The following is a 21,560-nucleotide window of genomic DNA, read 5'->3' as shown; positions in this document are numbered from 1 at the left end:
CTGACATTATGCGTAAACAATATGGGTACAGAATATCAGAATATATATCGCCAGGTATATAATGTACGAGAAGATGAGCATTTGCTCGCCGAGACCGATAATGTTACCTGTGTGCTTTCACGCAGAGGGCTGCTGGCTGCAGCTTATTCTGCATCTAATGAACTGCTTTCGATACACTATGCTGCTTATGGCAAAGAAAGACCGGTGTGGGAGCTCGATTTTTTTGAACAGCTTTTTGCACAGGAACCACTGCTGGTAAGACAGGATAAGATAAAGAAGGTATTTGTGCTGACTTCTTCTAACCTAATCATACCTGAAGAGTTGTATGATAATAATGAAGCAAAAGCCTGGTTTGACCAGATACATTTTTCTGAGCCGAATGATTCACTGGAGTACTACCAATTACAAAAAGAAAATGCCTGGTATGTATACAGTATTCCCCATGGCATTAATGAGCTGGTAAAGATCAATTGCAGAAGCGCCGTAGTTATGCCATTGCCTATCTACCAATTGAGTGGAAAAACCAATCAGACATCGATACAATGCTTCATTACCTGTGAGCAGGCTTGTGTAACCATACATAGTAATAACAAGTTGCTGTGGCACAGAGTATTTGACTACGCAGCTGCGGAAGACATAGCTTATGAAATAAGGTTGATCTGTAAAGAGCATAAATTGAATGCAGATAAACTGACCATAAGCTGCGACACAATGAGTGCGACGGAGTATGCGGCAGCGAATGCACTTTCTCAATATTTTACTGCTATTACCGATGGCATTCAACAGTCGATAAAGGGATTGTGGCAACCTACGCTATCGTTTGTAAAACAACTGACTACATGCGCATAATAGGCGGCGAATTTGGCGGCAGGCGATTTAATCCACCTGCCAATATTCCGGCACGGCCTACTACCGAACTGGCCAAAGAGGCCCTGTTCAATATACTTAGCAATAGTATAGACCTGGAGGACATTAAAACCCTTGACCTGTTTAGCGGCACGGGCAGCATAACCTATGAACTGGTATCGAGAGGAGCAGGTATGGTTACGGCTATAGAAAAGGACGAGAAGAGTTTTGCCTTCATTAAAAAGATGGCAACCGACCTGAAGATAATTGACAGAACTACAATTATAAGGGGGGATGTATTCAAATTTCTGAAACAATGTACAGCGCAATTCGATCTTATTTTTGCAGATCCACCGTATGCCCTGGCCAATATTGATGAATTGCCCAAACTTGTGTTTGAAAAGAACCTACTGGTACCCGGAGGCATATTTGTGATGGAACACGGCAACCGGAATAATTATGAAAAGCACCCCAACTTTTCAAGATCAAAGAACTACGGTACTTCTTTATTTACCATCTTTACAGCACCCAATAACATAACTGAATAATATGGAGCGTATCTGCTTATTTCCCGGCACTTTTGACCCGATAACCAAGGGCCACGTAGACATTATAGAGCGGGCAGTATCTCTTTTTGACAAACTGGTAATAGGCATTGGCACCAACTCGTCTAAACAACCCATGTATAGCGTGGAGCAGCGTGTGGACTGGATAAAGGAAATATTTAAGAATGATCCGCGTATAGTTGTGACCGGGTATAGCGGATTGACAGTTGACTATTGTAAGCAGATAAATGCCCATTATGTGCTGCGAGGTATACGCTATATAAGTGATTTTGAATACGAAAAGGCCATTGCGGATATGAACCGTATGCTGGCACCTCAGATAGAAACGATCTTCCTTACCTGTTCTCCACTCTATTCTACCATATCATCTACCCTTGTGCGAGATGTGATCCGTAACGGAGGAAATGCAGGTATGTTTTTGCCTGATGAGGTGAAAATATAAGTGAACCGTAAAACCAACTCCCGTAATACATCCTGCTGATGCGCCTTTTAATTGGATACGTTATTGTATTGGCTATTTATTTTGGGGTTAAGGCCATCCTTTTCCTACCGCTGACAGTGGCTGAGGGGGAAGTAACGCGCATAATGTGGGTGAAATACAGAGTAGAAGGCAAACATGGTGGCTCTACCCTGTCTTATTCCTATCCAGAAATACAATTTACAGTATCGGCAAAGGGTAACGATACTGCCAGAACATACCTGACCACTGATGATCAGTCTATGTCTTACGAGGATAATAGTTACAAACCCGGGGAGAAAGCGCGTGTAAGTTACCCTTCAGGCCATCCGGAAAAAGCACGTGTGTATTCGTTCACTGAATACTGGTTACCCGCACCTAACATGGTGATGCTGATAATGGGCCTGGTATTTGGAACGATAGCGTACGTAATGATAGTTTACAAACCGTTCAAGTACATGGGAGAGGTAAGTTGATGACTTGCATACACTTACGCCTTTACAGCCTGTGATCGGGCTGAATATACAGATGCCACATCAACTCATTTAATTTGAGGCAGCAACCTTACGCTTCAATAAATATATACTTCTCAAAAATTTGCGCACGGGGCGTAAGGACAATAATAGTGCTACCAGCATTGGGATTGTGTTGCTTTTTTTAATTGTTACAGATGGCTTACGCTGCTCTCATTTGTTTCTCGATCTCCTGCTTTATCAGCGGCATAAGATAGCTGTACTCGGTGTTCGTATCCGCAACCCAATTATATTTTTTAGTTAACGGATTTGCAATTGCTTCCAGAATGAAAATTCCTGCCCCTTTTATCTCGCAGGTAAAAAATTTACCCGATGGCATAACCTTCCCTCTTACATCAATGTTATAACACTGTTGGTTATAAACAATGCTCAATGGCATAAACATTATTGGTCGTGTATAGGTTTCATTCATTTCCCAGATGTATTAAAAAGTAAAACAATCTTGTTTTCAGGTGAGATGTTTTATTATTATTTCTAATACCTTAATCAATTGTTAATGCAATCTAAGGAAGAAAATTTGATTAACCAACGTTTTACAAATCTTTTATATTATAATTTATTAGGGTGGTACTGAAAGTTAAGAAAGCAGGAAGTGGAAGCACAGGGAAGTCAGCGTCAAGCAGCGCTGAATGATAAGATAAAAATTTTGAGTAAAACAATCCAATAAAAAAGACGAATCGTAAGTACTTGCAAACACACACTTATGAACGTGCTGGTAACTAAATCAACTATTAAAATACCCATCGAAATTCAATACAAGGGTGAGCACCATAAAGCAGAAGTAGTGGGAAGAATACACCCATTCAACAAGTACTTTACTTGTCGTATACCCGGAGAGAACTTATTGATAATGGAAGCAACCTACAACGAAACTTCACGACACTACCAATGGAAGGCCTGCGCCCAGCATAACTTTGCCTACATGGCATCACTGATTGGCAAGGAAATAGAAAAATTTTTATCGTAACCAATAAATCAACAAGCCTGATTTAAGAATAAATCAATCGGTGCCATGAAAAAAATAATGATAAAATTTCTCGTCTATTTCACCTCCGTGGAGGCCAATAGTAAGGGTATTGCAATGACAGATACTACAGAAGTGTTCAGAATATGCTTTAGTCTGTCCTAGCCCATTTACCACCGGGCAAAAATATTTTACGGATTCTCAAAACCATTGTCATCCAATTGTCGTAAATACTCTTGCCATTCCGGGTAAATAAGGAAAATTGAAACCAAATAATAACTATCATGAATAAGAAACTGGTCAAGAAGATAGCAATTGGAACAGCAGGAACTATAAGCCTGCTCTGTATTATACTGTGTGTACACATATACTTAGTCACCAGGCCTAAAGCGCCGGATGCCAATACTGTAGCACTTGCCAGGATAGACGTGAAACAAGACATTGATGATGCGGACGCAAGTAAAATAGGCGCATGGCTATCGACTAAAAAAGGTGTAGACCACTATCTGTGTAATACACAATCTAACATAGTTGTATTTAGCTTTCACCCCGCCGTGGTAAACGCAAATGAGATAGCGGAGGAATTCAGTCATAAGTTACATTATAACAGCACAAGGTACGTTCCGAGTGCTGACGAATTGAAGGGAGGGTGCCCTGTTGCAGCAACATCGATATCATCTAGAGCATACAATTTCATCAAACACGTTTTTTAAACATCACCAAAACAATAAATTATGAAGAGAACAACGCTAATGCCAAAAGCACTATTAGGAACACTTGTTCTAGCACTAGCTATTTCAGTATTTTCCATTTCATCATGTAAGAAGAAAGATTCAGGCGGATCAACCATGACATTGTATGATTCACTGGGAGGAACAACAATGGTAGCCGACCCATATAACCCGGGCCAAATGGTAGAATCGGGCAGACTGGGTATACGCAAAGTTGTAGATAGCACCATATTTGTAATAGCAGGCGATACTGCAATTAACGGATACTTTACAGTTTTACTTACAGAGGTAACATCAGGTAACACAACAGGTTTTGCGGCATTGAGCAAAAACCTGACCGATTTCTTCTGTGTTGCTACAGGAGCTAAGAACTTTACCTATGGTGGTAAGAGCATGACAGCATCGCATGACCCGGCACAAAATTCAAGAATGAGTGCAAAGGCTGATAATGGCGATTTTGACGCCTTTGTTACCGATCTGGTTGCGGGTGCACACAAAGTAGGATTATCGGACGTATTAATAGGCCGTGTAGGTGCTGTAGTAGGCACACTGAGAACACAGGTAGTACAACGATAGAAAAAAGCAGAGTATTAACAATTGATACAGAGCGCCTTTCCAGGCGCTCTTTCTATTTTTTACTAACCATTTAAGTCATTGCTGAAGGAGCCAAAACCTTATCCAGAAAGCAACCAGCGAATTTATTTATCTAAATGCAATCCTTAGTTAAAAGCCATGCGTATGTTAATGAGAGAGCCTTACCGGAATGGGGTCGATCATTTTTTTACCACATTTTAAATCACCAATTTTATGCAAAAGAACAAGTACTTTTTGAGAGGGCTACGGATAATTCCAGCACTTCTCGGAGTGATGGCACTAGGGTTTACAGCAAACGCCTCGAGCCATAGAGAAGCTCCATTGATATCATTAGATCCACAGGCCGACAACACTGACCTTTACGCATTCAGAAGCCCGGACAACCCGAATACAGTAACGATAATAGCCAACTATATACCGTTCGAGTCTGCAGAGGGCGGACCTAACTATTATAGCTTTGGCACTAACGTAAGGTACGAGATCCACATTAAGAACAAAACAACAACTATGGGTGATGACATCACCTACAGGTTTACGTTCTCACACGTGAACCAGGACACAACAACGTTCTTCAACATCAGGCTGGGTCAACAAAACCTGAAAACAACGTACACATGTGAAAAGAGCCTTGATGGCGGCACTACGTGGACAAATATCCTTACCAATGGGATTGTGCCACCGCCAAATATAGGTGCACGATCTATAGAGAATGCAGTAGTAGGACTGGGCGCGCCAAACTATATGGCCCTTATGACGGGAGCCATAGGCAGCGCCAGTACAGGAGAAAGTATTTTTTGCGGACCAGTTGATGATCCATTTTTCGTAGACCTTGCCGGAGCTTTTGATCTTGGCAATTTCCGCCCGAATGGCCTAAGCACTGCTAACGCACCTAAAGATGCGCTTGCAAGGTTCAACTGCCATACTATAGCACTGAAAATTCCGATTAATATGTTGCAGAAGAATGGCCTTGCCGTTACCGCTGCATCAAGCATACTTGATCCTGAGTTTGTTATAGGCGTATGGGCATCAGCCAGCAGACAGCAGATCAAAACAATTTCCACAACATCAGAAGGCTATTCAGGCTCATGGGTACAGGTAAGCCGCGTAGGTATGCCATTGACCAATGAAGTAATTATACCTATCGGCATGAAGGACAAGTGGAATGCAACAAATCCTGCTAATGACGTACAATTTGCGAAATATTTCAGCAACCCTGAATTGGCGCTATACATGGATGATTCTCAGTTTGGAACCGCAGTACCTGCAATGAATGCACTGCGCATACAGTCTGCATCACTTGGCGCATTTGATTTCAGGAACTACAAGAAAGGATTGTGGTCATTGAAAGGTAGTGCCGGCGTAGCGGGTACCGCATTGGATGATGCCATCTTCGGAACAATATTGCTTCCTGACTCAATGAGTCCACGCGCAGTAGACATCCTGCCAATATTCTTCACCGGTGTTCCTAATCTTGCTCCGTACCAACTAGCAACAGGCAAGCCAGCGGGCAACCCACTGGGCAGAGGTAAGCCATTCATCAACAACTTCTTACCAACACTAGGTGATATGCTTCGCCTGAATATGGCCGTACCGGTTACTCCGCGCTCAGATCCAAACTTCAGCTCACTGGGTATAGTAAAAGCAGCGGTACTTGGCCTTACAGTTCCAATTTATGCCGATACAAGCATACAGTTCATACCTAACATGGATGGTTTCCCTAATGGCCGTCGCCTTGAAGATGATGTTACCACCATAGAACTACAGGCAGTAAGCGGCGTAGCTCTTGCAGCAATAGGATTGTGGTATGACGATTATCATGGTGTAGGTTCACCTGTTACTGCGCGCCTGGGTAATGTACTTGGATTTAATGCCGGTGTAGTAAAGAACGACACCACATTCCAGACAGCATTCCCTTATGTACAGCAGCCGTGGAGAGGATATGACTACACATTGCAGGCCCGGTTCTAAGACCAATTCATAACGAACTAAAAAAATCAATCATGAGCAATATTTTAAATAAACTATTTACGGCAGCAGCTATATGCATGCTACCGCAGATACAGGCTGTAGCTTCGTCTCACAGAGAAGCGCCCCTGATATCGCTGGATGCACAGGCAGATAATACTGACCTGTATGTATTCCGCAGTCCATGTGATACCAACAAGGTGGTGATCATAGCCAACTATGTTCCATTCGAACATCCGGCAGGTGGACCAAACTGGTATTCATTCGGATCGAACGTACGATATGAGATCCACATTAAGAACAAGACCACGACAACAGGTGATGACATTGTTTACCGGTTTACATTCTCGCAGATCAATGAAGACACAACTACGTTCTTCAATATTCGCCTGAACAAACAGAACCAGAAGACTACCTACACATGTATGCGTAGTATGGATGGAGGCGTAACATTTACCACCATACAAACAAACGGAATAGTACCACCGGCAAACATAGGTCCACGCTCTATAGAAAGCGCGGTAGGCCTTGGCCATACAGCAGGCTATGATGACCTTATGACAGCCGCTGTAACAACTGCAACAACAGGAGAAAAACTATTCTGCGGACCGGTTGATGATCCCTTTTTCGTAGATCTTGGTGGTGCATTTGATGTGGGCGGATTCCGTAATACCGGCCGTGATGGTCTTGCGAAATTCAACTGCCATACAATAGCTTTGGAAATACCGATCAGTACATTGCAGGCTACAGGCCTTTCAGTATCATCTGCAACCAGCATACTTGATCCGAACTTTATCATTGGTGTTTGGGCGTCTGCAAGTCGCCAGACAATAACTACCCTAAGCACAACCGGTGGTAATCCAACAGGTTCAGGGTCATGGGTACAGATATCAAGAATAGGTATGCCGCTTACTAATGAAGTGATCAACCCGATAGGTGCTAAAGACAGGTGGAATGGCGCTGATCCTTACACTGCGGATGTTACTTATGCCAATTACTTCAGCAATCCAGAACTGGCATTGTATATGGACAATGCAGCTTTTGGCGGTGCGGTACCGGGCCTTGCTCCACTGCGCATACAAACTGCTTCATTAGGCACATATAACTTTACCAACGGCAACCAGGGACTATGGCCTTTGAAAGGAACACCTGCAGTAGCGGGCACTGCTCTTGATGATGCATTGTTTGGTACTTTGTTGTTACCTAATGCCACTAGCCCACGTGCAGTAGACATTCTGCCTATCTTCCTGACTGGCGTACCTAATCTGCGTCCTTATCAGTTGGCAACAGGCAAAGGCGGTAATCCATTGGCAGCAGGTAAGCCATTCATCAATAACTTCCTGCCTACAAAATCTGACATGATCCGTTTGAACATGGCTGTACCTGTTACTCCACGTACAAGTGCATCGTTCAGTTCATTGGGCCTTATACAGGCTGCAGTACTTGGTCTTACAGATCCATTGTACAACACAACTGCAACATTACAGAACATACCTAACATGGATGGATTCCCTAATGGTCGCAGACTGGAAGATGACGTAACAACAATTGAATTACAGGCAGTATCTGGTGTTGTATTAGCTGCAATTGGTTTGTGGTATGATGACTATCCGGGCACAGGATCACCAGTAACTCCTAATTTGCTGAGTGTATTGTCATTCAATGCAGGTGTCACTCATAATGATACTACATTCAAATCATGCTTCCCGTATCTGCAGGATCCATGGCAGGGCTTTAATGGAACTGACTACACTGGTCCGGTAGCAGGGGTTGGTATTAACAACCTTGGCTTAAGCACACCACTTGTAGCTATGAGCGCATACCCTAACCCTATGGTTAGCAATGTGACCTTCAGATACAAGCTGGATGTTAATGCCAACATCAGCATACAGATAACTGATCTTCAGGGCAGAACGGTAAAGATGATCAATGAAGGCAGCAAAACAGCCGGTGATTACACAGTACAGTTTGATGCATCAGGACTGAGTGCAGGCACTTACCTGGCTAACCTGATGGCTAACAATCAGAACCAACAAACGGTTAAGCTGGTGAAAACCAATTAAAAAGTAAAAACTGAAAAGTAAAAACTAAAAAGTATACCCTTAGTTATTTACTTGTTGTTTACGTAACCGCAGGAAAGGCCGGACATAAATGTCCGGCCTTTCCATTTACAACGTGAAATATTATCTGGACATCAAAACATTTTACAGGATTCATGCGTATATGTTACTACCAAAGAAAATACTTATGAAACTAACTAAACTTTTTACCGTATTATTTATCACACTTTGTTCATGCACAATAGTTCTTACGTCGTGCAGTGAAAAAAAGAGTGCGATCCCTGCCCTGCTTGAAAGAAAGAAATCTGTAGGTAGCGAAGAAGAGAAGGCACACATTGACTCTTTCTACAACAAAGCTGTTGCAGCTTTACAGAAAAACCCGGATGACCTTCAACAATACATCAACCTGGCAAGTGTATACATCAATGAAGGCCGAATAACGGGCAACAACAGCTATTATGATAATGTTGCAATGCTCATGTTGAACAAAGTAACAGAAAGTAAAACAGGCAACAAGGACATCACCTTCCAGGCATTGAATATTAAATCAGCAATATTACTGAACGTACACCAGTTCAAAGATGCGCTTGAAGTTGCGAAGCAAGGTGTTGCAATTAACACCTTCAACGCGGGCATATACGGTGCGCTGGTAGATGCTAATGTAGAGATGGGCAATTATGATGCGGCGGTGAAAGCTTGCGATCAGATGATTGCTATACGTCCCGACCTGAGATCTTATTCAAGAGCGTCGTACATGAGACAAATATATGGCCAGAATACAGGTGCAATTGAAGCTATGAAAATGGCTGTAGAATCAGGACAACCAGGTTCTGAAAACACAGAATGGGCAAGAACAACATTAGGAGACCTGTACCTGGGTATTGGCAAACTGGATAGTGCCAGCTATGAATACCGCAATTCATTGACATACAGACCTGATTATCCTTTCGCAATGATTGGCCTGGCAAGAGTAGAAAAAGCAAAGAAGAACTATGATGCCGCTATTGAGCAAACCAAGAACACAATAAAAATAAGAAGTGAAGTGGCATTTGTTTCTCTATTGGGCGATCTGTATGCCTTAAAGGGTGACGCCACAAAGGCTAAAGAAACCAGAGCAGACATGATTGAACTGCTGAATGAAGCACAAAAAGAAGAAAAAGAAGATGCTTTAGTAAAGCACAATGCAAACAGGGAACTAGCTAACGCTTACCTGAGTGCCAACAAAATTGATGAAGCACTGAAGTATGCCAATAATGACCTTGCTATGCGCCCGGATAACATTGACGCAAATGAACTTGCCGCATGGATATACTACCTGAAAAATGACAATACCAATGCCAAACTACATGCTGACAAAATGATGCTGACCAATTGCAAAAATGCTGAAAAGCTATATAAGGCAGGTGTTATTTATGCAGCGGCAGGCGAGAACGAGAAAGGGCAAAAATTAATAGCAGAAGCTATGGCCACATCTCCATACGTAGACCAGGAAGTGATCAATCATACCAAGCAAGCGGTAGCATTAAACAAGTAAGATGAAAAAGTATATAGCTCTTATTGTACTTCTTGTTCTGTTCACTGCGCCAATACAGGCGCACGTGATCAACTATGAGCTGGAACGAATGAGCGGCGACCAGGTATTCTGGAAATATACATTAATAGGTTTTCAACATATACTTCCCGAGGGATTTGACCATATACTTTTCATTACCTGCGTGTTCCTGCTAAATACTAACATTAAGCAGATTATAGCACAGGCGTCAATGTTCACAGTAGCACATACAATAACATTGGGGCTGGCTATGTACGGTGTGATCAATCCTCCGCGTAATATAATAGAACCACTGATAGCCATATCAATAGTTTTCCTTGCAATAGAAAATATCTACTTTAAGCAGGTGAAGCCGTGGAGGCTGGTTATGGTGTTTCTGTTTGGAATGGTGCATGGAATGGGATTTGCAGGAGCTTTATCACAATTAGGCATGCCGCAATATGCTTTTGCCACGGCGCTTATCAGCTTTAATGTTGGTGTAGAACTTGGACAGTTGACCATAATATTGTTACTGTACTTCTTGCTATCCAAGCCATTCTCTCAAAAGATATGGTACAGACGTGGCATTGTAATACCCATGAGTTTTGTAATAGCACTTGTAGCGACCTGGTGGACAGTAGAGCGGATATGGTTTGTTGTTTAATTTCTATTAAATGAAGTGTATCCTCACTAATCTATTGATCGTGTCTCTTTATAAATAAACATCAGTATACTGCGTTGAAAACAACCATACACATATTTTCAGGCGAACAACCTGCCTTGCAAGGGGATAGGCTGAGCACCGCTGATGTGAGTGAGATCAAAGCAATACTGACACGAAAAATAGTTTACATTCTGCTCATCGCATATACGATGGTGATGGTAAAACCCATGTTACCTCTGGCAATAGATACTATTGCACACACCTTCTGGAAGAGCCAACACATGCTGGTAGTGCATGAAGTAAATGGAAAATTTCATGTGCATACTGAGCTGGTCAATGGAGCAAAGCAAACAGAAAAAGAAAAGCACACCATAAGCAACAAAGCAGAAGTACAAGAATGTGTGCAGGTATGCTATTCCTACTTAAAACATCCTGCGGCGGCATTGCCTGTTGCTACTGTACATAGGCATTGCTACCTATGCTATTATGCACGAGCGCATGTCCACATCAATTATCCTCCCCCACGAGCCGGTGCCTGACGACAGGACAAACCTATAGTAAGGAAATTTTTCAACACTTAGTGTATGGAAGCGGCTTCCTATGTCCTGTTGTTTTCTAAATGACTGAATTTATCTATATACTGATGCAATCAACATGTAGTGTAACGAATAGAAAAACACTTTCACAGGGAGTAAAAATTGAAACATGAAAACAACAACTAAAAGATATCTATTAAGCCTGTTATTTATATGCTTATCTCTCAAAGCCTTTGCGCATCAGGGAAGTATAAGAGGTATTGTAACAGATGAAGGCAACAAGAAACCACTGGAAGGTGCAAGCCTGTATATTAAGGCAGGCAATTATAGTGCTGTTACTGATGCATTTGGCAGGTTCTTTATAAAGGGTATTTCGCCGGGCCGGTATACTATAGTCATCTCTCACCTGGGCTACAACAATTTAGAAGATGAGATCACAATAGCCGATGGTGAAACAACCGAAACCTTTTTTAAATTGGCTAAGGCACCTATACAGATGAATGCCGTTTCCATCAATGCAAAAAAAGCATTGAACCTGAGTAGCATAAGCGGACTGGATCTGCAACAAAGACCTGTGAATACTACACAAGACCTGCTGCGATTAGTACCCGGCCTTTTCACTGCACAACATCAGGGCGGTGGTAAAGCAGAGCAAATATTTTTACGTGGGTTTGACTGCGATCATGGTACCGATATTAATGTAAGCATTGACAATATGCCGGTAAACATGGTATCTCATGCGCATGGTCAAGGCTTTGCGGATGCTCATTTCATCATACCGGAGTCGGTGCAGGAAGTAGACTATGGTAAAGGTCCATATGAAATAGATAAGGGTAATCTTGCAACTTCGGGGTTCGTAGCATTTAAAACAAGAAATGACCTGGATAATAGTTTTGTGAAAGTTGATGGGGGTAGCTACGGCTATTTTCGTACTGTGGCGGGACTACAATTACTGAGCAGGGAAAAGGATACAAATAGTCACCAGGACGCTTACGTGATGGGCGAGTATGGCTTCAACCGCAGCTACTTTGATATGCCACAGAATTTTAATCGCATGAACCTGATGGGTAAGTACACCAACTATATATCTAACAATAAGATACTCACTTTAACATTGAGCGGCATGCATTCTTTTTGGGATGCCTCAGGGCAGATTCCTACACGTGCGATAGATGAAGGTATAGTAGGCAGGTACGGTGTTCTTGACCCGGAGAGTGGGATAACTAGCAGGTATAACATGAACCTGCAGTACTTTCAGAGCATCAATAGTAACAGCTATTTCAAGAGCAACATTTACCTTACCTACTACCAATTCAAATTGTTCTCAGATTTCACTTACTATGCAATCGACTCCATACATGGAGACCAGATAAAACAGGCCGAAAAACGTGCGGTGGCAGGCTACAACAGTGAATATGGTCATAACTATACTGCATGGGGATTGAAAATGAAAACGCAGGTTGGATTTGGACTGCGCTATGATGACATAATGGGGAGTGAGCTCACTTATACACAAGGTAAAACCACGGTAATTAATCCTGTAGCATTTGGAGACATACATGAAACAAACATTTTTGGATACCTGAATCAGACCGTTAACCTACTCCCTCAGCTGGTCCTAACAGTGGGGACACGTTATGACCATTTTATACAGCAGTATGACAACAGGATGGTGGCCGACACTAAAAGGTATTCATCTACCGGCGGCAAATTCAGCCCCAAGGCTGGTATTTACTATAACATAAAGGATAACGCGCGCATATACTATAATTACGGCACCGGCTTCCATAGCAATGACACCCGCACACTGGCCACCGGTTCGCAACTAGGCGGCAACCTTACAGTGAATAATATCCTACCACAGGCATTTTCCCATGATCTGGGAATAATAATGAAACCCTACAGCAAACTGCTCCTACAGGCAGCGGTGTGGCACATGGACCTGCAGCTGGAATACTCATATGTTGGTGATGCTGCAGTAATAGATACAGGCGGCAGAACACGAAGAATGGGGATAGACTTTTCAGCCCGCTACGAAGTACTGAAATGGCTTTACATAGACTTTGATGCCAACTATGCGCACGGTAGAGCTATAGACCAACCGAAAGGCAATGACTATATTGCCTTAGCGCCATCATTTACGTCTATAGGTGGAGTAACGGTGAAAGTGATGAAAAACACATCTGCGAGTCTGCGCTACAGGCATATTAGCGATCGCCCCGCAAACGATGATAATTCCCGCACCGCATTGGGCTATACTGTGTTGGATGCCGTTGTGAATTATGTACGTCCTCATTATGAGTTTGGTGTGCAGATCCAGAACCTTACCAATACAAAATGGAACGAAGCGCAATTTGATACCGAAACCAGGCTAAAGTTACCCGGCGGCATGCTGGAACCCACGGCTAAAACTGATGTGTGCTATACACCCGGTACGCCATTTTTTCTGAAGCTGAGTGCCACTTACAAATTCTGACAACTATTTGACTGATATAACTACCCCGCGGCCTCCCAAAGGCTGCGGGATAGTTGTTTTAGCGCATTATTCAGGTTATTGGAATAGATTTGTTATAACAATTGATAGACCATTATTTGCCGGTAACCTATGATAAGGAACTTAGCCAAAAAGAACAAGGAAGATTATGAGTGGCTTGATGTGCTTGCCCCCACTCCTGAAGAGTTGCATGAAATAGCTCAGAAATACGACCTTCACGAGGAGTCTGTAAACGACTGCCTGCAGCCCGGACATCTACCCAAATATGAGCGTTTCAGAGGCTATACGTTCATTATTGTGCGGGTATATTTCCCCATTAAAGATCAGGAGGCCGATACTGTACAGGAACTTACTAATAAGGTTGCTATCTTCATTTCAGATAAATACATCATTACCATACACCGCAATGAATGGGCACCACTGGTAGCCATAAGCGAAGAGTATGTAAACTCAGGCGAGTGTAAAAAGCCCACTCATGTACTTACAGAGATCGTAAAGGCAGGGCTGCATTCTTTCGAAGCACCGGGCAACAAGATCACACAACACATAGAGTTTTACGAAGAGCAGGTATTTCTAAAAGACAGGAATGTATCCTTCCTGAAAGGGCTGTATTTTATTAAGCGTAAGATAGATGTAATAAAAAGGTTGCTGATACTAACGCATGAGATAGTAGATAAAATAGACAATAAAGACACCTCTGATGCCTATACAAGGGAGTGCCGTGATATGTATATAAAACAGCAGAGCCTATATGACTCCTTGTTGGAACAGGCAACGCAATTAATGAATATTTACTTCAATATATCTTCTCAGCGTACCAACGAAACAATGCGCGTATTAACCATCTTCTCAGTATTCTTCATGCCACTTACATTTATAGTGGGTGTGTATGGCATGAACTTCAAGTTTATGCCAGAGCTGGAACATAAATGGGGATACCCTGGCGTGATGATCCTGATGGCAGTAGTGATCCTTGTTGTGTATGTTTGGTTTAAAAGGAAAAAGTGGATGTGACCTGTCTCGAGTAGCACGCTATCGCCAGTATTCAATTTCCACTTAAGTGCATTAGCACATTCTTTATCATCTCAAAGCGCGTCCAAGGAATAAAATGATTGGCATCAGGTATTGTAATAAGCTTCACTGCCTTTGAATGTGTTAGTTGTTTCTGGGCGTAATATGCGTTGCCGGGAGGTACCATAGAATCAAGTAACCCCTGCATAATTATTACGGGGCAGGTAATAGCCCTAAGATCCACTGGCATTGTCTTAACGTCTTTTTTAAAATACCATAATTCATCATTACTCGGCCTGAATGCGCCAGGCATTAACCACCTAAACGGAGGAGTTTTCATTAAAGGCCTCCAACCTTCGGGCTTTTCTTCACCTGGATCGACACTCGCAGCAAGAAGGAGGACGCCAGAGATTAGTGAAGAATAATCAGCAGCCAGTTTTACGCAAAGGGGACCACCAAGAGAATGGCCAATTATATAAAAGGGCTTACCATTCTGCAATTGGCCTATCATCTCGCCTATAATTTTACTCTGTTCAACTATACTCATACCCCGCCCAAAACCACTATAACCAAATCCCGGACGATCTATGCTGATCATCCTGTAGTGTAATAGCAAATCGCTATCTTTTAAGTAGGTCTCAAACGCATCCCAGCTGCCAGGCGAACCATGAACGAAAAACAAAGTTGCACTAGTATCTACGCCTGTCTTAGCATAGTGTATTTTACCTCCTTGCGTAGCAACAAAACCAGTAAATAAATCTACACCCGAATTTGAAAAAGATTTGGCGGCTTCTTTATCAGCTGTTCGCATCATCATACATCCCTGCGCAAAAAGCACAAAGAAAACAAAAACACAAAAAGTTATCCTGAAAACAAAACGGCAAGTTCCTTTCATAGATTGATTGTAACTATTAACTCGACGCGCTGTCCAGTTTACCAGGCAATAACCTTAGAACCTGATTACGATAAACTAAGAGTAAAATAGCGGAAGAGACCCAAACAGCCACGCCCATGTAAAAGAGCTGTCCCCCATCACCCATGACCTCTATGCCTAATTTTGTGAGGTGAAAAAAATAGCGCCGGACATAGTGCCTATAGCCATGAGCGCACCAAACGCAGTTGTGCGGGGAATAAGTATTAAAACTGAAGCAATGAGCTCTACAACGCCCGACCCTATTCGTCCCCAAGGCTCCATGCCAACCTTAGTAAATATATAAACGCTTTCAGGCGCTGCACCAAATTTGAATCTAAGTGTTTGCAGTAATATATAAGCGGCAACCAGGCGAAGTACCCAAAGAAAAATGTTCCTGACGATCATATCTTATGTTTTGCAACAAAGCTATTGCGATAGGCTCTTATATATTGTCGCCTACCCGACTTTAGCCAGCTTTTGCAATTGTTTCACATCTCGTATTGTGATTGCTTTTCGGTCGACATCAAGCAGCCCTTCATCGGCAAACTGATTGATAAGCGTGGTAACGGTTTGGCGGCTGGTACCGGTAAGCCGTGCAATATCTTCATGCGTAAGATAGTTAGCCAGCTTAACTACATTACCCGTAGGATTTTCGCTCTGTTGCACCAATGTCCAGAAAAAATACAATAAACGGGTCCTTACATCTTTTTGTAAGAGATTCAATAATCTGTTCTCTACCCGCTTTAATTTTTGCCCGATCTTACGTGAAAAAATAATGCCCATGTCCGGCCGAAGGATCAACAATTTTTCAAAGTCCTAAAGGGTAAATGCGCACAGTATGGTTTCACATTTATGTGCCTGTGCAAATTCCCCATTCATGTTATTACGTTCCAGCATACACTGGCCAAATACATCTCCCGGTTGCAATATTTCTTTGATCAACTCATTCCCTTCTTCGTCCACATTACCAATTTTCACAAAGCCCTCTTTTACAAAGTATAACTTGTTCAAAAACTGTGCATCAAAATAGATATATGCATCTTTGTCGGCAATAATGTAGTTGTGCAATATGTTTAACGTCTCGTAGTTATCGGGAGTTAACTTGTCAAGAAAATCATTCCTGCGAATGATCAACATCTGATCCTGAGCGTCCATATTTTGTAGTTATAAAATTGATTGTCAAAAAAAATTCACTGCCTGGGAAAATGCCATTATTACAAATAAGCACCCCATAGAAATGTTGACGCCTTTCCGATTACGCTCCATAAATGCAGCAAACTTTATTCCTGCAAAAATAAACACTAACAACGCCAGAAAAGTACCCATACCGGCACCCACTGTAAATATATTGTAAGCGCCAGATTCAGGCACAAGGATAACGCTGGAAAGTAAGTATACTGCCCACCCCATCCAAAAAGGGATCTGCATAGGATTCATAGCACTCATAGCCGCACCCAACAAAAATTTGCTACCGCTGTTGTCAATGACCACATGCTTCCCATTTCCCTTTCGTGCCGCCCTAAAACTCCCAATGGCAAGAATAAGCAGTACCAGAATTGTTGCCGCACGGAAGTAATAAAATAATTGCTGGTTGTCCGAAAGTACATTAACAATACTCAGTGTTATTCTAAGGTATAGAACTTCAATGACCGTAACACCCAAAGCAAACAACAGTGCGTTCTTAAGGGTGTCTTTTGCGGCTACCTGCATTGCACACACATTTAGGTTACCCAGTGGCAATGACCCCGAGAGGCTGATCAACAATCCTGAACCTAAATATTGAAAAATGTGAACCGTCATAAGAACTGAAAGCCTTTTAAATAATTACCATACCCTGGCAGATAACGAAGCATCTATCTGCTTGAAAGCATTAATATCGCTGCGCAAAGCCGACAATTTTATATACTTAACCCCTCTCCTGTTGTTCTCTTTACTTATGCTATATAAAAGATCCCAGTGCCTGATGATCTCTTTCCATGCGAACAACAAAGAATGCTCCGGGTCGTAAATATGCGTAGGCTCACTACCACTCCCGTTCACTTCTATTATTGAAATGTTTTCTCCCCGTTCCAAAGCTTCCCAACTAAGAAAACGAACATCGAGGCGGCCATAATAAAACTGCGGAATCTGAGAACATATACGATCTATGGATTCATTCAGTTTGTCTGTTGCTCTGTGGGTATGATCTGTAAATTTAGAACCGCGACTATGATTGCCATATGGTACTAATACAAGCGACTCGCCAACGGGCAATACACTACGCATTTGTTCGCCTTGCTGTGCAGCAATATGATCTAGTTGCAGCAAGTAACGCGGATTGACTCTTACTAGCTGCTCCAGCGTCGATAAACCATCTCCCACAATGGTGACCGGCTCTTTATTGACAATCCCCGATATAAATCCTCGCGCAGCACCAGGTGGCTTGCAATAAAATATGCCTACTTCATTTTCGTAACTGACAAACTCCTGCACCAGGAATGCAAACGGCATATGAGTGATATATTGCTCCAATTCAGCAACATTATTCACCTTTTTTACTGCCAGTCCCCGCTCCCCGATATCAGGCTTTGCAATGAGCGGAAAGGTGAGTGATTTTTCCTCAATACCTCGACTAACAATCTCTAACGGAGTACCGGCTTCGAAATAAAGTGTAGCCGGATAGTATTGGGGAGGAATAAGATCGTAAACATCCTTCTTGCTCTCCATAATAAATCCTCCATTCTTAATAAGGGGGTTAGCCGCTGTAAGAAACATGAAAGACCTTGCCTTAAGAGCCAGCCACGCGTAATAAGGGTATATCGGTGCATATACTATAGTACTATTCCAGTATTCCCAATTAAACAGCCTTATGAAAAACGGAGTGTTGAAGTATCTTTTCATACGCAGATCATATTACTGGCAATAAACCATTCATTAACGGAAAGAAGCCCACCATGCAGATCTTTATAGCGCATAACGGCTTTATCCTGCGTTATCTCAATGCCTGTAATACTTACAGTGTGCAAGAGGCCATCTCTACTCATACGCAAACTATTGCGTTCGTCTCCGTCTCCAGCAAACTCATGAAATGAAATTACCTGCTCAGCGGTAATGAACTGTTTTTTATTCAGCCATTTTTCAAACCATTGCTTTCTCTTCATTCGTACCGGCTCGTCATAAAGAGTTACCGACGACCATATCCTCGGAACATCAACCGGCAATGGAGTGATATATTTCTCAGCTCCATCCCAACGACATTCAAACAACTGATCATGCTGTAGAATGACCAGGGTAAATGATTCAATGGAACTCAGATCAATAGACTGGAAAAAGTTGACAGGATAGGCGCTATCGAAAATATCAAGAAATATCAATCCTCTGCTTTTTCTATATGCCGGCATTGGCACATGCGCTTTAAATCCTCCGTTCAGCAACACCATCACATTGCCGTTGTTGTGCATCGCTATCCAGGTGTCACCGGCCTTACCATCGCGCGGATAAAGGATCTTGCCACTTTTAAATTCTACAGCTTCGGGTAACTCGGCCACCTCACGCGATGTCTTTTCATCTCTGCTGGACGTGATCAATATCCGGTCACTGAGCGGAAGGAAAGTTACTGTACACATGTTTTTCTAAATTGAATGGTAGATGGAGCTACTCCAAATTTTTCAGAAACAGTTATTTTTGTCAGTTCAGCAATGCCCACCCTTATTAGTGCCATATGGTGAATGGTGTGCTCCAGGTTATAAACCAATTCACGGAGAAAATTACTTTCAACATCCAAGCTCTCTGTATCACTACCAAACGAAGATTGCAACAGAATGCGCCTGTTTTCAATACCAATAGAAAGCGGAATTTCGTGAAGAAAACAAATAGCAACACGCCTGTCTGTCTCTATAGTGTAATCACGTTTTCTCTTATCGTAATTTACCACACCTGTATCGTACCCCTCAACAAGACACTGAAAGAGTTCGATGATATGCCGCACATGCTGACCAATTGTAGCACCAAAAAGATGTGAACTCTTAGTAACATACTCCTGATCGGTCATCCGATCGATGGCCTCTTCCAACTCTGCAAATACAGACTCTATTGTATGCTGTAGTGTCATGTCTTAAGTGTTTTGTACAATAGTTTGAGTGAATTACTTTTTGCCAATTTTTTGCCAGTTAGCATCGGCTTTAGGCTTCAGCGTAGTCTCGCTCTTGTTCCATGTCTTCAGTGTGTTATTGAAGTACTTGTTATAAAAGAGATAGAGTTTACCGCCAATGATCTTATACGTTTCGGGATCGACTTCTACCTTTTCTCCGGTGCTTCCCATAGCGAATGCGCACCATCCGCCATATTGCGGTTCGTAAGCGGTGGGATTTTGTTTGAACTTATTAAGGTCGGCAGCATTGGCAAATCTGTAAGTAACGCCATCTTGCACCAGGCTAAAGTTTGCAGCACCTTTCTCCGGCTTACCATTAAAATAACTCACAGGGTCATAACCCTCCAGGGCAAGACCCTTGCTTAAATTATAATTTTTCTGCCGTAAGGCTGCCTGTTGTCCGAAAGACGAGATAGAAAGTAATGTCAGCAAAAGGACAGATAGAAATGATTGTTTCATATAGTAGTCTGATTAACGGTACAAAATTTCAAATAAGTAAGCGGTTCAATTGTCGGGGAGGTGACAATTGGAACATTTTAACAATTACTTTTTCAGATGTGTGTACCTGATGGTAATAACCCAGGCCCGTGTAAGTCCGTCTGGGCGATAATCCCTTACAATAAAGGGAGTCCCCGCCAGCAGATCGATCTTTGTCTTGTTGAACGAGTAGGATAGTGACCCGGCAAGATTGAGAGTTAGTCCTTCACTACCTTTTAATGAAATGTCAGTTTCATCTTGTAGTGCAATTTTATCTTCGCCCAGGTGGTAAATAAGCAAAGGACCGGCGGCTATTCTCCATTTCCGCCAATTCCAATTGGCCTCGGATCTCAAGAGCAGACCACCTTTACGACGCAAGTGACGTGACGCAAAATAGTCTGTATCATTACTTGCTACAGGGTAGATAGCTGATGAAACGTACCCATTATTATTGTATTGCAATAATGGCTGTTGATATCCAAGAGCGAAACTGAGATGGCGTCCATAGAGTGCACTTACACCGGCTATAAGATCTGTAGTGCCTAGGCTTGACTGGTAAGGCATTGGCAAAGGCTGTCCTTTATGGCCTGCACTTGCATCACCCAATCCAATTCTTCCACCCAGTGTGCCTTGCCACTGACACCGGTTAGCTGAACGGTAAAGATGTCTTGTGTAGGTAACTATAAGATCGCCAATTCCGGTATGTGCACCCAATCTTCCATTAGCAATGTTGATCGGCAGTTTAGCATCTAGTATGCCTTGCTTCCCAATACCCGCAGAACCTTCCAATTGGGGAATAATGATAGTCGTTGCCTTTTCTCCGGCACCGGCAGTTAAGGATAATCCCCACGTCATCTTTCGCTGTGTGGTATCTGATAATTCGCCACCGCCCTTCATAGCACCAGCGGTACAAAATCCTGCATCTGAACAACCTTGCGCATGAACGAATTGTTGCGACCAAACCAAAAGCAATAGAAAGAAAATGAATGTTCTCATGATTGACATTTGCAGCAAACCTAACTATCAAAGCCGGCTACAATTGTCATTTAAACGACTAATGCATACCGGAGTATGCATTAGTCGTTTAAA

General features: G+C 42.5%; 25 protein-coding genes. 14 read left to right on the top strand and 11 right to left on the bottom strand.

Features of this window, described 5'->3' with window-relative positions:
- Positions 1–21 precede the first annotated feature (21 nt).
- The 4 genes from CJD36_RS14405 to CJD36_RS14390 are packed head-to-tail and all read left to right on the top strand — an operon-like array spanning position 22 to position 2,345.
- Positions 22–849 (top strand): DUF3822 family protein, encoded by an 828-nt coding sequence (locus tag CJD36_RS14405; RefSeq protein ID WP_105039882.1) that lies wholly within the window; start codon positions 22–24, stop codon positions 847–849.
- Positions 840–1,394, top strand: a complete 555-nt coding sequence (locus CJD36_RS14400; protein WP_105039881.1) for an RsmD family RNA methyltransferase — start codon at positions 840–842, stop codon at positions 1,392–1,394. Before CJD36_RS14405 ends, CJD36_RS14400 begins: the two co-directional genes overlap by 10 nt.
- A gap of 1 nt (position 1,395) precedes the next feature.
- Entirely contained in the window at positions 1,396–1,854 is a 459-nt protein-coding gene (gene coaD / locus CJD36_RS14395; protein ID WP_105039880.1) for a pantetheine-phosphate adenylyltransferase, read from the top strand.
- A gap of 38 nt (positions 1,855–1,892) precedes the next feature.
- On the top strand, positions 1,893–2,345 hold the full coding sequence (locus CJD36_RS14390) for a DUF3592 domain-containing protein (RefSeq protein WP_105039879.1): 453 nt from the start codon (positions 1,893–1,895) through the stop codon (positions 2,343–2,345).
- 199 nt (positions 2,346–2,544) lie between these two features.
- Here the strand turns inward: CJD36_RS14390 and CJD36_RS14385 are convergent, their stop codons facing one another.
- Positions 2,545–2,814, bottom strand: a complete 270-nt coding sequence (locus CJD36_RS14385) for a hypothetical protein (protein ID WP_105039878.1) — start codon at positions 2,812–2,814, stop codon at positions 2,545–2,547.
- 291 nt (positions 2,815–3,105) lie between these two features.
- Between CJD36_RS14385 and CJD36_RS14380 the strand changes: the two genes are divergently transcribed.
- The 10 genes from CJD36_RS14380 to CJD36_RS14335 all read left to right on the top strand — a co-directional run bounded on the left by CJD36_RS14380 (position 3,106) and on the right by CJD36_RS14335 (position 14,955).
- Positions 3,106–3,369 carry a hypothetical protein gene (locus tag CJD36_RS14380; RefSeq protein WP_105039877.1) on the top strand — a complete coding sequence of 88 codons (264 nt, stop codon included), beginning with the start codon at positions 3,106–3,108 and terminating at the stop codon, positions 3,367–3,369.
- A gap of 281 nt (positions 3,370–3,650) precedes the next feature.
- Positions 3,651–4,079 (top strand): hypothetical protein, encoded by a 429-nt coding sequence (locus CJD36_RS14375; protein WP_105039876.1) that lies wholly within the window; start codon positions 3,651–3,653, stop codon positions 4,077–4,079.
- Positions 4,080–4,100: 21 nt separating this feature from the next.
- Complete coding sequence (locus CJD36_RS14370; protein ID WP_205685609.1) at positions 4,101–4,673, top strand: globin family protein; 573 nt, start codon at positions 4,101–4,103, stop codon at positions 4,671–4,673.
- A gap of 231 nt (positions 4,674–4,904) precedes the next feature.
- Positions 4,905–6,659, top strand: coding sequence for a DUF4331 domain-containing protein (locus CJD36_RS14365; protein WP_105039875.1), 1,755 nt, complete (start codon positions 4,905–4,907; stop codon positions 6,657–6,659).
- Positions 6,660–6,691: 32 nt separating this feature from the next.
- Complete coding sequence (locus tag CJD36_RS14360; RefSeq protein ID WP_105039874.1) at positions 6,692–8,719, top strand: T9SS type A sorting domain-containing protein; 2,028 nt, start codon at positions 6,692–6,694, stop codon at positions 8,717–8,719.
- 184 nt (positions 8,720–8,903) lie between these two features.
- Positions 8,904–10,250 carry a tetratricopeptide repeat protein gene (locus CJD36_RS14355; protein WP_161499320.1) on the top strand — a complete coding sequence of 449 codons (1,347 nt, stop codon included), beginning with the start codon at positions 8,904–8,906 and terminating at the stop codon, positions 10,248–10,250.
- 1 nt (position 10,251) lies between these two features.
- Positions 10,252–10,911, top strand: coding sequence for a HupE/UreJ family protein (locus CJD36_RS14350; protein WP_105039872.1), 660 nt, complete (start codon positions 10,252–10,254; stop codon positions 10,909–10,911).
- Between the two features lie 74 nt (positions 10,912–10,985).
- Positions 10,986–11,450: a hypothetical protein gene (locus CJD36_RS14345; protein ID WP_105039871.1), complete on the top strand. Its 465-nt coding sequence runs from the start codon at positions 10,986–10,988 to the stop codon at positions 11,448–11,450.
- A gap of 166 nt (positions 11,451–11,616) precedes the next feature.
- Positions 11,617–13,923 (top strand): TonB-dependent receptor, encoded by a 2,307-nt coding sequence (locus CJD36_RS14340; RefSeq protein WP_105039870.1) that lies wholly within the window; start codon positions 11,617–11,619, stop codon positions 13,921–13,923.
- A gap of 129 nt (positions 13,924–14,052) precedes the next feature.
- Entirely contained in the window at positions 14,053–14,955 is a 903-nt protein-coding gene (locus tag CJD36_RS14335; protein ID WP_105039869.1) for a magnesium transporter CorA family protein, read from the top strand.
- 31 nt (positions 14,956–14,986) lie between these two features.
- Here CJD36_RS14335 and CJD36_RS14330 read toward each other — a convergent pair whose 3' ends face one another.
- The 10 genes from CJD36_RS14330 to CJD36_RS14285 form a co-directional block, all read right to left on the bottom strand.
- A complete protein-coding gene (locus CJD36_RS14330) occupies positions 14,987–15,847 on the bottom strand; it encodes an alpha/beta fold hydrolase (protein ID WP_105039868.1) in 861 nt (286 codons plus the stop codon).
- A 156-nt stretch (positions 15,848–16,003) separates the two neighbouring features.
- Complete coding sequence (locus CJD36_RS14325) at positions 16,004–16,270, bottom strand: DoxX family membrane protein (protein WP_205685608.1); 267 nt, start codon at positions 16,268–16,270, stop codon at positions 16,004–16,006.
- A 51-nt stretch (positions 16,271–16,321) separates the two neighbouring features.
- Complete coding sequence (locus tag CJD36_RS14320; protein WP_105039867.1) at positions 16,322–16,648, bottom strand: Crp/Fnr family transcriptional regulator; 327 nt, start codon at positions 16,646–16,648, stop codon at positions 16,322–16,324.
- Between the two features lie 33 nt (positions 16,649–16,681).
- On the bottom strand, positions 16,682–17,020 hold the full coding sequence (locus CJD36_RS14315; RefSeq protein WP_105039866.1) for a cyclic nucleotide-binding domain-containing protein: 339 nt from the start codon (positions 17,018–17,020) through the stop codon (positions 16,682–16,684).
- Between the two features lie 24 nt (positions 17,021–17,044).
- Positions 17,045–17,665, bottom strand: a complete 621-nt coding sequence (locus CJD36_RS14310) for a LysE family transporter (RefSeq protein WP_105039865.1) — start codon at positions 17,663–17,665, stop codon at positions 17,045–17,047.
- Between the two features lie 24 nt (positions 17,666–17,689).
- Entirely contained in the window at positions 17,690–18,745 is a 1,056-nt protein-coding gene (locus CJD36_RS14305; protein ID WP_105039864.1) for a D-alanine--D-alanine ligase, read from the bottom strand.
- Positions 18,742–19,470 carry an NRDE family protein gene (locus tag CJD36_RS14300; protein ID WP_105039863.1) on the bottom strand — a complete coding sequence of 243 codons (729 nt, stop codon included), beginning with the start codon at positions 19,468–19,470 and terminating at the stop codon, positions 18,742–18,744. Before CJD36_RS14300 ends, CJD36_RS14305 begins: the two co-directional genes overlap by 4 nt.
- Positions 19,458–19,955, bottom strand: a complete 498-nt coding sequence (locus CJD36_RS14295; protein WP_105039862.1) for a hypothetical protein — start codon at positions 19,953–19,955, stop codon at positions 19,458–19,460. Before CJD36_RS14295 ends, CJD36_RS14300 begins: the two co-directional genes overlap by 13 nt.
- Positions 19,956–19,988: 33 nt before the next feature.
- A complete protein-coding gene (locus CJD36_RS14290; protein ID WP_105039861.1) occupies positions 19,989–20,453 on the bottom strand; it encodes a YHS domain-containing (seleno)protein in 465 nt (154 codons plus the stop codon).
- A gap of 84 nt (positions 20,454–20,537) precedes the next feature.
- The gene (locus CJD36_RS14285) at positions 20,538–21,467 is read right to left on the bottom strand and encodes a hypothetical protein (RefSeq protein ID WP_105039860.1); all 930 of its coding nucleotides are present in this window, start codon (positions 21,465–21,467) and stop codon (positions 20,538–20,540) included.
- Between the last annotated feature and the right edge of the window lie 93 nt (positions 21,468–21,560).

Source organism: Flavipsychrobacter stenotrophus (genome assembly GCF_002954265.1).
Classification (GTDB): domain Bacteria; phylum Bacteroidota; class Bacteroidia; order Chitinophagales; family Chitinophagaceae; genus Flavipsychrobacter; species Flavipsychrobacter stenotrophus.
Note: the sequence above shows the minus strand (reverse complement) of the source record. Positions and strands in the feature narration are given on the sequence as shown.

Coding starts and splice junctions, on each gene's coding strand:
- CJD36_RS14370 (WP_205685609.1), top strand. CDS start 4,101: ATGAAGAGAACAACGCTAATGCCAAAAGCACTATTAGGAACACTTGTT.
- CJD36_RS14340 (WP_105039870.1), top strand. CDS start 11,617: ATGAAAACAACAACTAAAAGATATCTATTAAGCCTGTTATTTATATGC.
- CJD36_RS14355 (WP_161499320.1), top strand. CDS start 8,904: ATGAAACTAACTAAACTTTTTACCGTATTATTTATCACACTTTGTTCA.
- CJD36_RS14350 (WP_105039872.1), top strand. CDS start 10,252: ATGAAAAAGTATATAGCTCTTATTGTACTTCTTGTTCTGTTCACTGCG.
- CJD36_RS14330 (WP_105039868.1), bottom strand. CDS start 15,847: ATGAAAGGAACTTGCCGTTTTGTTTTCAGGATAACTTTTTGTGTTTTT.
- CJD36_RS14310 (WP_105039865.1), bottom strand. CDS start 17,665: ATGACGGTTCACATTTTTCAATATTTAGGTTCAGGATTGTTGATCAGC.
- CJD36_RS14320 (WP_105039867.1), bottom strand. CDS start 16,648: ATGGGCATTATTTTTTCACGTAAGATCGGGCAAAAATTAAAGCGGGTA.
- CJD36_RS14375 (WP_105039876.1), top strand. CDS start 3,651: ATGAATAAGAAACTGGTCAAGAAGATAGCAATTGGAACAGCAGGAACT.
- CJD36_RS14380 (WP_105039877.1), top strand. CDS start 3,106: ATGAACGTGCTGGTAACTAAATCAACTATTAAAATACCCATCGAAATT.
- CJD36_RS14315 (WP_105039866.1), bottom strand. CDS start 17,020: ATGGACGCTCAGGATCAGATGTTGATCATTCGCAGGAATGATTTTCTT.
- CJD36_RS14405 (WP_105039882.1), top strand. CDS start 22: ATGGGTACAGAATATCAGAATATATATCGCCAGGTATATAATGTACGA.
- CJD36_RS14335 (WP_105039869.1), top strand. CDS start 14,053: ATGATAAGGAACTTAGCCAAAAAGAACAAGGAAGATTATGAGTGGCTT.
- CJD36_RS14290 (WP_105039861.1), bottom strand. CDS start 20,453: ATGAAACAATCATTTCTATCTGTCCTTTTGCTGACATTACTTTCTATC.
- CJD36_RS14400 (WP_105039881.1), top strand. CDS start 840: ATGCGCATAATAGGCGGCGAATTTGGCGGCAGGCGATTTAATCCACCT.
- CJD36_RS14300 (WP_105039863.1), bottom strand. CDS start 19,470: ATGTGTACAGTAACTTTCCTTCCGCTCAGTGACCGGATATTGATCACG.
- CJD36_RS14325 (WP_205685608.1), bottom strand. CDS start 16,270: ATGATCGTCAGGAACATTTTTCTTTGGGTACTTCGCCTGGTTGCCGCT.
- CJD36_RS14285 (WP_105039860.1), bottom strand. CDS start 21,467: ATGAGAACATTCATTTTCTTTCTATTGCTTTTGGTTTGGTCGCAACAA.
- CJD36_RS14365 (WP_105039875.1), top strand. CDS start 4,905: ATGCAAAAGAACAAGTACTTTTTGAGAGGGCTACGGATAATTCCAGCA.
- CJD36_RS14385 (WP_105039878.1), bottom strand. CDS start 2,814: ATGAATGAAACCTATACACGACCAATAATGTTTATGCCATTGAGCATT.
- coaD (WP_105039880.1), top strand. CDS start 1,396: ATGGAGCGTATCTGCTTATTTCCCGGCACTTTTGACCCGATAACCAAG.
- CJD36_RS14360 (WP_105039874.1), top strand. CDS start 6,692: ATGAGCAATATTTTAAATAAACTATTTACGGCAGCAGCTATATGCATG.
- CJD36_RS14305 (WP_105039864.1), bottom strand. CDS start 18,745: ATGAAAAGATACTTCAACACTCCGTTTTTCATAAGGCTGTTTAATTGG.
- CJD36_RS14295 (WP_105039862.1), bottom strand. CDS start 19,955: ATGACACTACAGCATACAATAGAGTCTGTATTTGCAGAGTTGGAAGAG.
- CJD36_RS14390 (WP_105039879.1), top strand. CDS start 1,893: ATGCGCCTTTTAATTGGATACGTTATTGTATTGGCTATTTATTTTGGG.